Genomic DNA, 14,680 nt, shown 5'->3' with positions numbered 1-14,680 from the left:
GAATTATGCTAAAAGTTGCGATCAATGGATTTGGACGTATCGGTCGTAATGTTTTAAGAGCTGTGTATGAGAGCGGTAAGCATCAGCAGATCAAGGTGGTGGCGGTTAACGAACTGGCCCAGCCGGATGCCATGGCCCATTTGCTACAATACGACACCTCGCATGGTCGTTTTGGTAAGAAAATCAGCAATGACCAAGAACACATTTACATTCATCACAGCAACGGTGACATGGATACGGTGCGTATTCTTCATCTAGCCGAGATCGATTTACTCCCTTGGCGCGATTTAGACGTCGATTTAGTGCTTGATTGTACTGGCGTATACGGCTCGCAAGCCGATGGTCAAGAGCACATCAAAGCGGGCGCGAAGAAAGTGCTGTTTTCTCATCCCGGCGCGAATGATGTGGACAACACCATCATCTATGGCGTCAATCATCAAACGCTGACCGCGCAGCATAAAGTCGTGTCTAACGGCTCTTGCACTACCAACTGCATCGTGCCAATTATTAAGGCTCTCGATGATGCTTTTGGCATTGAATCTGGGACCATCACTACCATTCACTCCTCAATGAACGATCAACAGGTGATTGACGCCTACCACACCGATCTACGCCGTACTCGCGCTGCCAGCCAGTCCATTATTCCAGTTGACACCAAGTTGCATAAAGGAATTGAAAGAATATTCCCGAAATTTTCCAACAAATTTGAAGCTATTTCGGTGCGAGTACCGACAGTCAACGTCACTGCGATGGATTTGAGCGTCACAATTAATACAAATGTGAAAGTTAATGACGTAAATCAAACCATAGTGAAGGCGTCTCAGTGTACATTACATGGCATTGTTGACTATACTGAAGCGCCATTGGTTTCCATCGATTTCAACCACGACCCTCATAGTGCGATTGTGGATGGAACGCAGACACGAGTCAGTAACGGGCATTTGGTGAAAATGCTGGTGTGGTGCGATAACGAATGGGGCTTTGCGAATCGCATGCTGGATACTGCGCTCGCAATGCAGGCGGCTAAGTAGTCTTTAGTCGCCGCGGAGAAAATTTATTTCTAGGCTTGAAATAAATTGCTAGTAACTCCATATCAAGACCAGTTTAAAGAATTAACAGGCTTGGCAGGGTTGCCGAGTTTTCAAAAACTTTATTTTTAATATTTGAGAGGACACAACATGTCTGTAATCAAGATGACTGACCTGGATCTCGCAGGTAAACGTGTATTTATCCGTGCTGACCTAAACGTGCCAGTAAAAGATGGCAAAGTCACTTCAGATGCACGTATCATCGCATCTCTGCCAACGATCAAACTGTGCCTAGAAGCAGGCGCGAAAGTGATGGTTACATCTCACCTAGGCCGTCCAACGGAAGGTGAATACGCAGAAGAATTCTCTCTACAACCTGTTGTGAACTACCTAAACGACGCGCTAGATTGCGAAGTGAAACTGGCGAAAGACTACCTAGACGGTCTTGAGCTAAACGCTGGTGAATTGGTTGTTCTTGAAAACGTTCGCTTTAACAAAGGCGAGAAGAAGAACGACGAAGAACTTTCTAAGAAATACGCGGCACTGTGTGACGTATTTGTAATGGATGCATTCGGTACCGCTCACCGTGCGCAAGCATCAACGCACGGCGTTGGTATGTTTGCAGAAGTCGCGTGTGCAGGCCCTCTACTGGCTGCTGAACTTGAAGCGCTAGGCAAAGCGATGAGCAACCCAGAGCGTCCTCTAGTCGCTATCGTTGGTGGTTCTAAAGTGTCTACCAAACTGACAGTGCTTGAATCGCTATCAAAAATCGCTGACCAACTGGTTGTTGGTGGTGGTATCGCTAATACTTTCATCGCAGCAGAAGGCCACAATGTAGGTAAATCTCTGTACGAAGCAGACCTAGTTGAAACTGCACAAAAACTGATGAAAGAGTGTGCAATTCCTGTTGCCACTGACGTAGCATGTGCAAAAGCATTCGATGAGAACGCAGAAGCAGAAATCAAACACGTTTCTGAAGTTCAAGACGATGACATGATCTTCGACCTAGGTCCAGATTCAACGGCAGCACTAGCGGAAATCATCGCAAAAGCGAAAACCATTCTTTGGAACGGCCCAGTAGGCGTATTCGAATTCAAAAACTTTGAAGCGGGCACAAAAGGCATTTCTGAAGCGATCGCTAAGTCTCCAGCATTCTCTGTTGCTGGCGGTGGTGACACGCTAGCGGCGATCGACAAGTTCGGTATCAAAGCCGACGTATCATACATCTCTACTGGCGGCGGTGCGTTCCTTGAGTTCGTAGAGGGTAAAGTACTTCCAGCGGTTGAAATGCTAGAAGCACGCGCTAAAGCTTAATCAATATGTCGAGGGCGGGAGAAATCTCCCGCTTTCTTGTTTGCTGCATGCGCAGGTTTCTTCTGCTAGAATGACGCCCGTTGTGAGCAAACGTTTGCAAGAATTTAAACTTAACAAGTTTTGTTTTTAAAACGACAGATAAATAGGATTCCATCCATGTCTAAGATCTTCGATTTCGTAAAACCTGGTGTTATCTCTGGTGATGACGTACAAAAAGTATTTCAAGTAGCTAAAGAGAACAACTTCGCTCTTCCAGCAGTGAACTGTGTGAACACAGATTCTGTTAACGGTGTACTAGAAGCGGCTGCGAAAGTGAAAGCACCAGTTATCGTTCAGTTCTCTAACGGTGGCGCGGCTTTCTTCGCAGGTAAAGGCGTTAAACTGGAAGGTCAAGGTGCACAAATTCTTGGTGCAGTAGCGGGCGCGAAATACGTTCACGCTGTCGCTGAAGCATACGGTGTGCCAGTGATTCTGCACACTGACCACGCGGCTAAGAAACTTCTACCATGGATCGACGGTCTGCTAGACGCTGGTGAAGAGTTCTTCGCTCAAACTGGTAAGCCTCTATTCTCTTCTCACATGCTAGACCTGTCTGAAGAGTCTCTAGAAGAGAACGTTGAAACCTGTGCTAAATATCTAGAGCGCATGGCGAAAATGAACATGACAATCGAGATCGAACTGGGTTGTACTGGTGGTGAAGAAGATGGCGTTGATAACTCAGATATGGATTCTTCTGAGCTGTACACTTCTCCTGAAGACGTTGCTTACGCATACGAGAAACTGAACGCAGTGAGCCACCGTTTCACTATCGCGGCTTCTTTCGGTAACGTACACGGCGTTTACAAGCCAGGTAACGTTGTTCTGACTCCAACTATCCTACGTGATTCTCAAGCGTACGTTTCTGAGAAATTCGGTCTTCCAGCGAACTCTCTGAACTTCGTATTCCACGGCGGTTCTGGTTCTACTGAAGCAGAAATCAAAGAGTCTATCTCTTACGGTGTGATCAAAATGAACATCGATACCGATACTCAGTGGGCAACTTGGGACGGTATCCGTAAGTACGAAGCAGAAAACCACGATTACCTACAAGGTCAAATCGGCAACCCAACGGGTGAAGATGCGCCGAACAAGAAGTACTACGATCCACGCGTATGGCTACGTGCTGGCCAAGCTTCTATGGTTGCTCGTCTTGAGAAAGCCTTTGCTGACCTGAACGCAGTAGACGTACTATAATTCGTTGCAAATTTTTGCTAAAAGCCCGCTCATTTGAGCGGGTTTTTTTATGCTTGTTAATCACTTATGGTGAAATTTCTGGCACATATGACGAGAATTGCTTAACCTTGTACAGATTGATATGAGTGCTGCCTTGCGGAGCATTGTCGTATCAATGGCACGCTAAATAGCCACGTATACATACAGGCTCGTAACAGATTGAGGAAAGAAATTATGGCAGGTGAATCTGTGGGGATTGAAACTCCACTTGTAGACAGTCTGGCACAGGCTGAAACTTGGCTGACGAACAACTCAGACCTATTTATTCAATACGGCGTGAATATTATCTCCGCCATCATTATTCTGTTCATTGGTAACATGATAGTGAAAGCGGTGGCAAACAGCGTCGCGAAAGTGCTCGAAAGCAAACAGATGGATAAGGCAGTCGTGCAGTTCATTCACGGCTTAGTGCGTTATCTCTTGTTTGTGATTGTGCTGATTGCTGCTCTTGGTCGTCTTGGTGTGCAAACAGCTTCCGTGGTGGCTGTGATTGGTGCCGCCGGTTTAGCGATTGGTTTGGCTTTGCAAGGTTCCTTGTCCAACTTTGCAGCAGGTGTGTTGATTGTCGCTTTCCGTCCTTTCAAGTCGGGCGACTATGTTGAAGTGGGTGGCGTTGCAGGCAGTGTTGAAGCGATCCAGATTTTTCAGACAGTACTCAAAACGCCAGACAACAAAATGGTGGTGGTACCTAACTCATCGGTGATTGGCGGACCAATCACCAACTATTCTCGCCACGAAACTCGTCGTGTAGATATGGTGATTGGCGTTTCTTACAAATCGGATCTGAAGAAAACCAAACAGGTGCTGCGTGAGACCTTGGAAAAAGATCCGCGTATTTTGAAAAATCCAGATATCACTATTGGGGTACACACGCTGGCGGATTCATCGGTTAACTTTGTTGTGCGTCCTTGGGTGAAAAGGTCCGATTACTGGCCTGTCTACTTTGACAATATGCAAGCGATTAAAGAAGCATTGGATGCCAATGGTATCGAGATCCCATTCCCGCAAATGGATGTGCACCTGAACAAAATGAACTAACTTGTTATCTTGATAGAGAACAGAGCAAAGCGAGGCGAAAAGCCTCGCTTTTTATTTATCAGGAAACAAAATATGCCGCGCGCGTAAGGTTAGCTGTACTGCAGATATAGCCCTTTGGTTAGCACAAAGGCGATAGTAAACATCATGGCGGCCACCAGCATATCAATCCCGCATTTCACCTTTGGTTTTGACAACGTTGGGCCGAGTTTGGCGGCGCCAATCGATAAGGTATAAAACCAGACAAAAGAAGCCAAAATGGTGCCGAGAGCAAAAGCAATCCGATCGTGCCCCTCAAACTGACCACCAATTGAGCCAAGAATCACTACGGTATCTAAATAGAGGTGCGGATTAAGTACTGTGACCGCTAAAGCGCCAAGAATAACGGTACGACGCCCGCGTGCCGTGATCTCCTGTTTATTTTCAGTAGCGTTACCCGGTTTTAGCGCGCTGCGCAGCGACATGAAACCGTACACGGCAAGAAAAGCAATGCCCCCTAAGGTGACGGAAGTCAGTAGCATCTCATTTTGCGATAAAATCGCGCCGCCACCAAAAATGCCCAGAGAGATAAAAATCATATCCAGCACGCTGCAAATAGCCGCTGTGGTCAAATGATGTTGTCTTTTAATGCCTTGATTCAGCACAAACGCATTTTGTGCGCCAATGGGAATAATCATGGTCGCGCCTAAGCCAAATCCCTGTAATAACAGCCAGAAATTCACGGTAAACCTCAGATAAAAAGTGATACGAATAAGAGAATGTGAGCAAGGTAGCTCTTTTGTTTTAATAAGTGTAATTAATGATTTTAATCATATATAAGAATGTCTAATTACTTATTAAGAGTGGGGGAGTCGGATGCGCGGATTGGATTACAAATGGATAGAGGCGCTTAATGCCGTGGTAACACAAGGCGGTTTTGAGCGGGCAGCAGAGGAGCTATTTATCTCCCAATCGGCCATCTCCCAGCGAGTGAAACAGTTGGAGAAGTTCCTTGCCCAGCCAGTATTGATTCGCGAGCAGCCACCTAAACCGACCCCCGTTGGCAAGAAACTGATTGGCTTGTATCAACGCATTCGCCTGCTTGAGCATGAGTTGATCCCCGAGCTGATGAACGACGACGTATCAAGACCGGTGCAGCTGGCTCTGGCCACCAACGCTGACAGCCTCGCAACATGGCTGTTGCCCGCGCTGAAAGAGGTGATGACACAGCGACAAGTGGAACTCAATCTGGCCATTTATGGTGAGTCACGCTCGATTGAAAAGCTGAAAAGTGGCGAAGTAGCTGGGGCGATCAGCTTGGAATCTCAGCCAATTACCGGGTGTCGAGCCGATTATTTAGGCCGAATGGACTATGTGTGTGTCGCCAGTCCGGACTTTGTTCAGCGCTATTTCCAGCAGGGCGTGAATTACCAGACGCTCAGCAAAGCGCCTGCGGTTTCCTACGATCAGTATGATGATTTACATCGTAAGTTTCTTGCGGATCATTTCAATATTGCCAGAGACAGCGTGATCAATCATAACGTCGGCAGTTCTGAGGCGTTTGTACGCTTAGCGGTATCGGGCATCGCTTACTGTTTGATCCCCAAATTACAAATTGAAAGAGAGTTGACCTCGGGCGAACTGGTGGATATTACTCCGGGTTTTCTGCTCTCCAACCGTATTTACTGGCATCACTGGCAATTGGAGACGGGAATTTTGCAAGAAATTTCCCAAGCGATTGTCAGCTATGCACAGGCTCATCTCCCGCAGTAGGGACGTGCTGAGCGCGTCAAAATTGTGTAAGAAATCATCGCCAGATATTGGTTAATTGGCCAAACCTTCTATTATCAGAAGTGTCTGATAATAGAAGGTTTGATAATAGAAGGTTTGATAAATGAAACGGTTCTCTCCCTACCTGCTTGTGAGTGCGCTAATCTCCAGCGCGCCAGCTTTGGCCAATACGCTGAATTTTGCCCACCTCTCGACGACGGGCTATGGTGAAGTGGTTGCGATTCCCGACAGTGCGGTCTTTTCTGTAAAAGTGGTGGAATCTAGCATGACCGCGGAGTCGGCTAAGCAGTCGGTTGATAGTACGGTTGATGCTTTCCTCACTAGCCTCAATAAAGCTGGCATCGGTAAAGAGAGCATTCGCAGTTCCAATCTCTATCTTGCTCCGCAGTATCACTATCCAAACAATGCCAAGCCGGAACTTATTGGCTATCGCGCTTCACGCAGCGTCACGGTGCAAGTCGACGACCTCTCGGCGCTCAATAACTATTTAGATCTGGCGCTCAATGCAGGGATCAATCAGATCGACAGTGTCGAGCTTAAAGTCAGCAATGAAGCAGAATATCAGCAACAAGCGCGCTTAGAAGCGATTAATGATGCGCGGCAAAAAGCCAGTTCACTGGCGAAAGGTTTCGGTAAAAACTTGGGCGAAATCTGGCAGATTAACTACAATCAGCCCAATATGCAGCCAGTGTTGATGCGTTCTATGGCGATGGATGCAAAAGCGGAGTCAAACAGTTATCAAGACTCCAGTTTGATCATTCGTGATCAGGTGGATGTGATCTATCAGCTCGCGGAATAAAAGCGAAGTGGCAAAAGTAAAGGGCAGAAGAATCTGCCCTTTGGTATGATTTCTCGTGAATGTAAGATTAGTGCAGAATGCGCGCGCGGATCGTGCCTTCAATCTCTTTTAGTTTCACCAGCGCTTCTTCAGAGCGTTCTGTTTCAACGTCAATCACCACATAACCGATATCAGCCGAGGTCTGTAGATACTGACCCGCGATGTTGATCCCTTCTTTGGCAAAAATGGTGTTGATTTGCGTCAGAATACCCGGACGGTTTTGGTGGATGTGCAGCAGACGTGAACAACTGCGATGTTCTGGCAGAGAAACCTCAGGGAAGTTCACACTAGACAGTGTTGAGCCGTTGTCAGAGTACTTAGCCAGTTTGCCTGCCACTTCAACGCCGATGTTTTCCTGCGCTTCCTGCGTCGAACCGCCGACGTGCGGGGTGAGGATGACGTTGTCGAATTTTTGCAGTGGTGATTCAAAAGGCTCGGCGTTGGTTGCCGGCTCCACTGGGAATACATCGATAGCCGCACCAGCCAAATGGCCCGATTCCAAGGCGTGACAGAGTGCTTCAATGTCCACCACAGTACCGCGTGCGGCGTTGATGAATATAGAGCCTGGCTTCATGCGCGCGAACTCTTCCGCTCCCATCATATCTTTGGTATCTGGGGTTTCGGGTACGTGCAGCGAAATTACATCACACTTGTTAAGCAGCTCGCTCATAGTGTGCACTTGCGTCGCGTTACCTAGCGAAAGCTTGTTTTCAATATCGTAGAAGTAAACGCGCATCCCTAGGTTTTCAGCAATAATGCCCAGCTGAGTGCCAATGTGGCCGTAGCCGATAATACCTAGGCGTTTACCACGCGCTTCATAGGAATTGTCCGCACTTTTTTTCCAAATACCACGATGTGCCAGCGCATTTTTCTCAGGAATGCCACGTAGTAACAGGAGAATTTGCCCAAGGACAAGTTCCGCTACGCTGCGGGTATTGGAAAACGGCGCGTTGAACACTGGAATACCACGTTTGGCCGCTGCATTAAGGTCTACTTGGTTGGTACCGATACAGAAACAACCAATCGCAACCAGCTTTTGTGCTGCATTGATCACTTCTGCGGTTAGGTTGGTACGGGAGCGAATGCCGATGAAGTGCGCATCTTTAACCGCTTCGATAAGTTTTTCTTCTGAAAGAGAACCTTTGTGGTACTCGATATTGGTATAACCAGCGGATTGGAGTACTTCTACCGAAGATGGGTGAAGGCCTTCAAGAAGTAAGATCTTAATTTTGTCTTTTTCCAGTGAAACTTTGGCCATTGTTATCGTCCTTAAAATGGAAAGGTGGGCTAATGTGGCGCACATGCGGCAAAACGGCTAAAAGTGATAAAATTAACAGTTTTGTTATAGGACAAACGTTTCCTTGTGCGTCTTCTGTTCAATAAAGTAACAAAAAAAATTTGCTTTGGGTAAGAAAATTACGGAATAAGAGATAATTTTCTTAGTGAAAGTGATAAAAAACGGTGCCCTAAGGCACCGTCTGTAAGCAAATAACGGAAATAAGCACAAAGCCAGCGAATTATTCCTCGATTTTTGCCCCTTGTGGTGTACCCGTGATCACCACATCGGCACCGCGATGAGCAAACAAACCAACAGTGACCACGCCAGCGATACCATTGATTTGGCTCTCTAGCTCTTTAGGGTTGGTGATCTTCATTCCGTAGACATCGAGGATCACGTTACCGTTGTCGGTGATAACACCTTCGCGGTAGCAAGGGTCACCACCAAGCTTAACGAGCTGACGAGCGACATAAGAGCGAGCCATTGGGATCACTTCAACAGGCAGAGGGAAGGTGCCCAGTACATCAACGGCTTTTGTGCCATCAACGATACAGATGAACTTATCGGCAATCGCTGCAACAATCTTCTCGCGAGTGAGCGCGGCGCCGCCGCCTTTGATCATTTCACGATCAGCGTTGATTTCGTCAGCGCCGTCGACATAGATATCCAGAGAGGCTACTTCGTTGCAATCAAACACTTTAATACCCAGTGCTTCGAGTTTCTCGGTAGATGCGACCGAGCTAGAAACCGCCCCTTTGATCTCTTCGCTCATGGTGCCCAGAGCATCGATGAAGTGATTAACGGTTGAGCCAGTACCAACGCCAACAATACTGCCTTTCTCTACATATTTCAGTGCTGCCCAACCAGCGGCTTTTTTCATTTCATCTTGAGTCATGCTCATCTCCTGAATTGATGAAGGGGGTAAACGGTGCCGCGCGATTATAGCGAGTTAGCGCTCGATTTCCCATTGCCAGATCTGGCTTGGAGTCACGATCTTGGGCAAAGGAATATCCCATGCTTCGACGGGCAACGCTTCGACGTATTGGCAATCGTGAGCAATGCCGATCGGCTTGGCGCCCACTCCGGTAGTAAACCAGCCCGAGAGCGTGCGATCATAATAACCGCCCCCCATGCCGAGACGATGTCCGTGGCGATCAAAGCCAACTAATGGGGTGCAAATCAAATCCAATTTTGCCAGTGGTTGAATCAGCCTTAGGTCGAGTTTGGGCTCAAGAATGCCATAGCGGTTGTAGACTAAAGCAGTTTGCGGGGTGTAATGCAAAAACAGCAATTGTCCTTGAGAGAAAGGATGAATGACCGGCAGATAGACGTTTTTATCTTGTTGCCACAGCCAGTGGATCAGCGGCGAGGTATCCAACTCTCCATCTGAAGAGAGATAGAGTGCGATGTGCTGCGCTTGCGGCAACTCGCTTAACTGAGAAAATTGGTGGATAAGATCGAGAGCGGCTTGATATTGAGTATCGCTGCACAGGGCGTTGCGTTTAGTGCGGATTAAGCGGCGAAAATCTTGACGAGACAATGTCTGCATGAAAGGGTACCCCAGAGTGCCGTTGCGGATTATAGCCCTTGAACCAGCTGGTTCAAGGCGGATCGGCAATGATAACCGTAGGCTTCTCGGTGCGAGCCAAGCTTGCTCAATAGCTATCAAGTACCAACCCTTGGTTGTTGCTTATCGGCTCAGGGACGTAAATCCCGCTGACAAACACTCCAGGGTAAATTCTTTAGCGATGCAATCCTTGCTTGACGTTACTTAAGGCTTCATCAATAGAAGCGGTCAATTTTTCCATCCGTTCAGTAAGGAGTCGCTGTTGTTGATTCTCTTCACTGAACTTACTGTTGAGTTCATAGCAGATGTTGAGTGCTGCGAAGGTCAACAATTGGGTCTCATTAGTTACCTTAGTACGTTCACTCATCTCTTTCAATCGGCGATCGAGATCTTGAGCGGCGGCAACCAATGCCTGTTCTTGCCCTGCCGGACAGCTGACACGGGTCATTTTGCCAAGAATTTCAACGTCTACCGCTTGGTTGCTCATGATGAATTAACTCTGTAACGCGTTTACTTAGGTATTGTACTCAACAACGACCGAGGAGCAAACTATAGGTAAAGCGCTATGAAGATTCAAGCTTTTCACCATGCCTCTGAGTGAAATGTCATGGCAAAGTGACAGTAATTGGACAATTTGCTTAATTGCTATCCAGAAAACCGTGACGTCGTCGTTTTCGCCCATCGGTCTAAATGGTACGATTGGCGCTACCAATTTTTCATCACAAGACTGAATCATGAGTGAAATTCAATTGCCAAACTATCCACAAGCGTCTGATTTATTAAAAATGGCCAGTTTGGCCGTGACGCCTGCTGAGTTACACGGCTTGTTGTGTGGCATGTTGAGCGGTGGATTGCCACTTAACTCACTGAGTTGGCAGCCAATGCTGTTTGACTACACCAATGATGGTATGGGATGGCCAAGTGAAGCGTTAACGTTGGCCGAGAATCTCTTTAAAGCGACCAGTGCCGAACTGACCAGTAGTGAGATCGAGCTAAATCTACTCTTACCAGATGAATCAAGAGACGAGGCACTGTTTGCTTTGGCTGATGGCTTGTCTGATTGGGTGAACCACTTTATTTCAGGCCTTGGTCTTGCTGGGGCAAAAGTGAACCAAGCGTCGACAGTGGCGAAAGAAGCGCTGTCAGACATGGAAGAAATTGCCCGCCTCGGTATCGACGAAGAAGACGATTTAGTGGAACAAGCTGAACTGCTCGAACAGGTGATTGAGCACGTTAAAGCGTGCGCTTTGATCATCCATGCAGAATTCGGCGCGAAAGCTGAGAAGCAAGATAACCCAACGATTCACTGATGGAGTAGGCGATGGCGCAATATGATGTTGTGATTGCGGGCGGTGCGATGGCAGGAGCCACTTTGGCTTTGGCTATTGCCCATTTGAGTGGGGATAGATTACGTGTGGCGGTGGTTGAGCCTCATGCGGTAGAGACACAATCCCACCCCGGCTTTGATTCGCGCTCGATTGCGCTCTCATTTGGTACCGTTACCTTATTGAAACATTTTGCTCTTTGGGACGAGATGTTGCCTTTTGCCACGCCGATCCGCCATATTCACGTTTCTGACCGTTCGCATGCGGGCATGACGGACATTGGCGTGCAAGAAGTGGGGGGGGAGGCGTTAGGCTATGTGGTGGAATTGGCCGACGTTGGGCGATTTTATCAGCAGCGGCTACAACATCATCCGTCGATTGACGTTTATCTGCCTGATGCCGTTATCGATGTGCAGCGTGACTCGCAACAAGTTCAGTTGACGTTGCAAAGTGGCCAATCGCTGACCTCGCGTTTGTTGGTCGCCGCCGATGGGGCAATCTCGTCTTGCTGTGAGCAACTTGGCCTCGCCTTGCAAAAGCACGATTTCCAGCAAACCGCGATCATTGCCAATATTGTTACTCAGGAGTCGCATCTCGGTCGGGCGTTTGAGCGCTTTACTGAACATGGCCCGCTGGCTCTACTCCCGATGTCTGACAATCGCATGTCATTAGTCTGGTGCTTGCCACCGCAAGAGGCGGCGCGAGTCATGGCGTTGTCTGACAGCGAGTTTCTCGGCCAGTTGCAACAGGCGTTTGGCTGGCGTTTAGGCGCATTCAAACGAGTGGGGCAACGTGCGAGCTATCCATTGGTATTGCACCATAGAACGCAAAACATTTCCCACCGCTTTGCCGTGGTGGGCAACGCTGCACAAACCTTGCATCCAATCGCAGGTCAAGGGTTTAATTTGGGCATCCGTGATGTCGCCAGCTTGGCTGAAGAAATTGTCAATTCAGCGCAAGATGCTGGCGCTTACCCAACACTGATGCGCTTCAAGCAAAGACGAGCAGCAGACCGCAGTAATACGATTCAAATGACAAGTGCCTTAGTGCATATTTTTTCCAATGATTACCTTAGCTTGCGCCTCGGGCGTAATCTTGGCTTAGGGTTGATGGACAATCTTTCGCTGTTAAAACAACCTTTACTTCGCCAGACTTTAGGGCTGGTGAGCCGATAACGAGTAAACAAAGCATGATGCAAAGTGTAGATATTGCCATCATTGGTGGTGGCATGGTCGGACTGGCGTTAGCCGCCGCCTTCAAAGAGAGCGAGCTGCGCGTTGCAGTCATTGAAGGCCGAGTGCCAGAAACACAACTTGGTGAGCTGCCCGATGTGCGTGTATCGGCGCTGAGTCGTTCGAGCGAAATCATGTTGCGTAAACTCGGTGCTTGGCAAGGTATTATTGAACGCCGTGCGGCGGCTTATCAGTCGATGGAAGTGTGGGAGCAAGACAGCTTCGCCCACATCAATTTTGACGCAGCGAGCATGGCGCAGGACAACCTTGGTCACATTGTAGAAAATCGTGTTATCCAGCTGGCTCTGCTAGAGCAGGTGGAAAAAATGGATAACGTGACGCTTTTAATGCCGGCGCAATGTCACTCTATGGCGGTGGGGGAAAGCGAGGTTTGGCTTTCGCTTGATAATGGCCAGGCGTTGACGGCCAAGTTGGTGGTCGGGGCTGATGGCGCTAACTCTTGGGTCAGGCAGCAGCAAGATATTCCACTAACCCACTGGGACTACGGCCACACCGCGATTGTGGCAAATGTGCGCACCATGGAAGCGCATGACAGCGTGGCGCGACAAATCTTTACCCCCGATGGCCCCTTGGCCTTTTTACCTATGTCTCAAGGCGACATGAGCTCGATCGTTTGGTCCTGTGAACCGGATAGAGCGCAAGCCCTAATGGCATTGAGTGATGAGCAGTTTAATAAAGCACTGACCAGTGAGTTTGATGTGCGTTTAGGGCTGTGTGAAGTGGTTGGTGAGCGCTTTGCTGTGCCACTGAAAATGCGCTATGCACGCGATTTTGTGCGTGAACGGGTCGCGCTGGTGGGCGATGCGGCGCACACCATTCACCCTTTGGCTGGGCAAGGGGTCAATCTTGGATTGTTGGATGCAGCGAGCTTAGCCCAAGAGGTGCTGGCGTTGTGGCGCAGTGGTCAAGATATTGGTGCTCAGCGCAATTTGCGCCGTTACGAGCGCTGGCGCAAAGCTGAAGCGGCAAAAATGATCGCCGCGATGCAAGGCTTTCGTGACCTGTTTGCTGGGCAAAACCCACTGAAAAAATTGTTACGTGGCGTGGGGATGACGGTGGCGGGAAAACTGCCGGGAGCCAAGGGTGAAATCATGCAGTATGCGTTAGGTTTGAAAGGAGAATTGCCTGATCTGGCACGTACGTCTGTGACGCACAATTAAATGCAAGTGGTTGCGCATAAAAATGCAAAAGGGCTGGTTCTCCAGCCCTTCTTTTTGATTCAATCACGATGCTAAGCATAGGCGCATCGAAGCCGCATAATTTCCTGATTCACTTCTTTGACAGTCTGATAATGTTTTTTATCCGCTTTCTCAGGCAAGATGAGTTTTCCGTTATCAAACTCAAACTTGCCCACACCATAGATATAAATTCTTCCCTTAAAAAGACGACTTACATGCTTGGCTATCATACCCGGCGTATAGCGCTTAAACAGTCTCATATAGGTCTCCTTTTTCTCAATCTGCACCATCATTATATCGATTGGCGTATTTGAATAATGTGATATGTGCAGGTCAAAATAGAGCTAAGTATTATTCATTCAGATAATTGTGCTGTCATTGGCGGTTTTAAAAGTCAGTTGGATCAATTTAGTGATATCTACCCCAAAAACAGTATTTACGCTCATCTGAGCATCTGTAACTGACACGAGAGCCACGCTACCTTGACTTATACGCGCCGTATTAGGCAATGGTTTTGTTACAGAAATAAGAATAGTTGATATTTTTTTGTTACGCGAAGCTGAGCAGGAAAGAAAAGAAAAAAAGCCCGCAGCAGCGGGCGAATAGTCACAGATGCATTACACAAAAGTGGATTTACTGAACAGTGTCAGTGGATTCACTTAGGCTGAGATGGTTTTTGTACGAAACTCACTCAGCCAAATCAGAGTAGCCTAATTTAATCTTTGTGACTATTTATGTTTTTTAAATGACTAAAGATTCCATATAAGATTTCTTTAGTTGTGATGCTAGTCAATAAATTGTGAAGATGTTCACATTGTTTG

At 47.8% G+C, this 14,680-nt stretch carries 15 protein-coding genes and 1 other RNA gene; 9 read left to right on the top strand and 7 right to left on the bottom strand.

What is annotated here, in order from left to right; genetic code table 11:
• Positions 1-5 precede the first annotated feature (5 nt).
• From epd to mscS, 4 genes are all read left to right on the top strand, one after another.
• Positions 6-1,031 (top strand): erythrose-4-phosphate dehydrogenase, encoded by a 1,026-nt coding sequence (gene epd / locus EA26_RS18130; RefSeq protein ID WP_039431673.1) that lies wholly within the window; start codon positions 6-8, stop codon positions 1,029-1,031.
• A 147-nt stretch (positions 1,032-1,178) separates the two neighbouring features.
• Positions 1,179-2,342, top strand: coding sequence for a phosphoglycerate kinase (locus EA26_RS18125; RefSeq protein ID WP_039430515.1), 1,164 nt, complete (start codon positions 1,179-1,181; stop codon positions 2,340-2,342).
• A gap of 156 nt (positions 2,343-2,498) precedes the next feature.
• Positions 2,499-3,575 (top strand): class II fructose-bisphosphate aldolase, encoded by a 1,077-nt coding sequence (gene fbaA / locus EA26_RS18120; RefSeq protein ID WP_039430514.1) that lies wholly within the window; start codon positions 2,499-2,501, stop codon positions 3,573-3,575.
• Between the two features lie 213 nt (positions 3,576-3,788).
• Positions 3,789-4,652: a small-conductance mechanosensitive channel MscS gene (gene mscS / locus EA26_RS18115; RefSeq protein ID WP_039430513.1), complete on the top strand. Its 864-nt coding sequence runs from the start codon at positions 3,789-3,791 to the stop codon at positions 4,650-4,652.
• An 89-nt stretch (positions 4,653-4,741) separates the two neighbouring features.
• Here mscS and EA26_RS18110 read toward each other — a convergent pair whose 3' ends face one another.
• Positions 4,742-5,371 (bottom strand): LysE/ArgO family amino acid transporter, encoded by a 630-nt coding sequence (locus EA26_RS18110; protein WP_039430512.1) that lies wholly within the window; start codon positions 5,369-5,371, stop codon positions 4,742-4,744.
• Between the two features lie 133 nt (positions 5,372-5,504).
• On the opposite strand from EA26_RS18110, the gene EA26_RS18105 reads away from it, so the two are divergent.
• A complete protein-coding gene (locus tag EA26_RS18105; protein ID WP_039430511.1) occupies positions 5,505-6,401 on the top strand; it encodes a LysR family transcriptional regulator ArgP in 897 nt (298 codons plus the stop codon).
• 121 nt (positions 6,402-6,522) lie between these two features.
• Positions 6,523-7,218, top strand: a complete 696-nt coding sequence (locus EA26_RS18100) for an oxidative stress defense protein (RefSeq protein ID WP_039430510.1) — start codon at positions 6,523-6,525, stop codon at positions 7,216-7,218.
• A gap of 67 nt (positions 7,219-7,285) precedes the next feature.
• On the opposite strand, the gene serA is transcribed toward EA26_RS18100, so the two are convergent.
• The 5 genes from serA to EA26_RS18080 form a co-directional block, all read right to left on the bottom strand.
• A complete protein-coding gene (serA, locus tag EA26_RS18095; protein WP_039430509.1) occupies positions 7,286-8,515 on the bottom strand; it encodes a phosphoglycerate dehydrogenase in 1,230 nt (409 codons plus the stop codon).
• Between the two features lie 259 nt (positions 8,516-8,774).
• Positions 8,775-9,431 (bottom strand): ribose-5-phosphate isomerase RpiA, encoded by a 657-nt coding sequence (gene rpiA, locus EA26_RS18090; RefSeq protein WP_039430508.1) that lies wholly within the window; start codon positions 9,429-9,431, stop codon positions 8,775-8,777.
• Between the two features lie 54 nt (positions 9,432-9,485).
• Positions 9,486-10,085, bottom strand: coding sequence for a 5-formyltetrahydrofolate cyclo-ligase (locus EA26_RS18085; RefSeq protein ID WP_039430507.1), 600 nt, complete (start codon positions 10,083-10,085; stop codon positions 9,486-9,488).
• A 4-nt stretch (positions 10,086-10,089) separates the two neighbouring features.
• A non-coding RNA gene (ssrS, locus tag EA26_RS21230) (6S RNA) lies at positions 10,090-10,274 on the bottom strand.
• Between the two features lie 4 nt (positions 10,275-10,278).
• The gene (locus EA26_RS18080; RefSeq protein ID WP_039430506.1) at positions 10,279-10,590 is read right to left on the bottom strand and encodes a cell division protein ZapA; all 312 of its coding nucleotides are present in this window, start codon (positions 10,588-10,590) and stop codon (positions 10,279-10,281) included.
• 247 nt (positions 10,591-10,837) lie between these two features.
• Here EA26_RS18080 and EA26_RS18070 point away from each other — a divergent pair, with 247 nt between their 5' ends.
• From EA26_RS18070 to EA26_RS18060, 3 genes are read left to right on the top strand one after another with little or no spacing between them, the layout of a single operon-like run.
• A complete protein-coding gene (locus tag EA26_RS18070) occupies positions 10,838-11,413 on the top strand; it encodes a YecA/YgfB family protein (RefSeq protein WP_039430504.1) in 576 nt (191 codons plus the stop codon).
• A gap of 11 nt (positions 11,414-11,424) precedes the next feature.
• Positions 11,425-12,603: a 2-octaprenyl-6-methoxyphenyl hydroxylase gene (ubiH, locus tag EA26_RS18065; RefSeq protein WP_039430503.1), complete on the top strand. Its 1,179-nt coding sequence runs from the start codon at positions 11,425-11,427 to the stop codon at positions 12,601-12,603.
• A 14-nt stretch (positions 12,604-12,617) separates the two neighbouring features.
• Entirely contained in the window at positions 12,618-13,841 is a 1,224-nt protein-coding gene (locus tag EA26_RS18060; RefSeq protein ID WP_039430502.1) for an FAD-dependent 2-octaprenylphenol hydroxylase, read from the top strand.
• 71 nt (positions 13,842-13,912) lie between these two features.
• Here the strand turns inward: EA26_RS18060 and EA26_RS18055 are convergent, their stop codons facing one another.
• Positions 13,913-14,119, bottom strand: a complete 207-nt coding sequence (locus tag EA26_RS18055; protein WP_039430501.1) for a DUF1107 domain-containing protein — start codon at positions 14,117-14,119, stop codon at positions 13,913-13,915.
• Positions 14,120-14,680 lie beyond the last annotated feature (561 nt).

This window comes from Vibrio navarrensis (genome assembly GCF_000764325.1).
In the GTDB taxonomy this organism is placed as follows: domain Bacteria; phylum Pseudomonadota; class Gammaproteobacteria; order Enterobacterales; family Vibrionaceae; genus Vibrio; species Vibrio navarrensis.
The sequence above is the reverse complement of the archived record's forward strand: the minus strand, read 5'-3'. Positions and strand labels throughout refer to the sequence as shown.

Coding starts and splice junctions, on each gene's coding strand:
- fbaA (WP_039430514.1), top strand. CDS start 2,499: ATGTCTAAGATCTTCGATTTCGTAAAACCTGGTGTTATCTCTGGTGAT.
- EA26_RS18080 (WP_039430506.1), bottom strand. CDS start 10,590: ATGAGCAACCAAGCGGTAGACGTTGAAATTCTTGGCAAAATGACCCGT.
- EA26_RS18100 (WP_039430510.1), top strand. CDS start 6,523: ATGAAACGGTTCTCTCCCTACCTGCTTGTGAGTGCGCTAATCTCCAGC.
- EA26_RS18085 (WP_039430507.1), bottom strand. CDS start 10,085: ATGCAGACATTGTCTCGTCAAGATTTTCGCCGCTTAATCCGCACTAAA.
- EA26_RS18070 (WP_039430504.1), top strand. CDS start 10,838: ATGAGTGAAATTCAATTGCCAAACTATCCACAAGCGTCTGATTTATTA.
- EA26_RS18125 (WP_039430515.1), top strand. CDS start 1,179: ATGTCTGTAATCAAGATGACTGACCTGGATCTCGCAGGTAAACGTGTA.
- serA (WP_039430509.1), bottom strand. CDS start 8,515: ATGGCCAAAGTTTCACTGGAAAAAGACAAAATTAAGATCTTACTTCTT.
- EA26_RS18105 (WP_039430511.1), top strand. CDS start 5,505: ATGCGCGGATTGGATTACAAATGGATAGAGGCGCTTAATGCCGTGGTA.
- EA26_RS18060 (WP_039430502.1), top strand. CDS start 12,618: ATGATGCAAAGTGTAGATATTGCCATCATTGGTGGTGGCATGGTCGGA.
- ubiH (WP_039430503.1), top strand. CDS start 11,425: ATGGCGCAATATGATGTTGTGATTGCGGGCGGTGCGATGGCAGGAGCC.
- EA26_RS18055 (WP_039430501.1), bottom strand. CDS start 14,119: ATGAGACTGTTTAAGCGCTATACGCCGGGTATGATAGCCAAGCATGTA.
- rpiA (WP_039430508.1), bottom strand. CDS start 9,431: ATGACTCAAGATGAAATGAAAAAAGCCGCTGGTTGGGCAGCACTGAAA.
- epd (WP_039431673.1), top strand. CDS start 6: ATGCTAAAAGTTGCGATCAATGGATTTGGACGTATCGGTCGTAATGTT.
- mscS (WP_039430513.1), top strand. CDS start 3,789: ATGGCAGGTGAATCTGTGGGGATTGAAACTCCACTTGTAGACAGTCTG.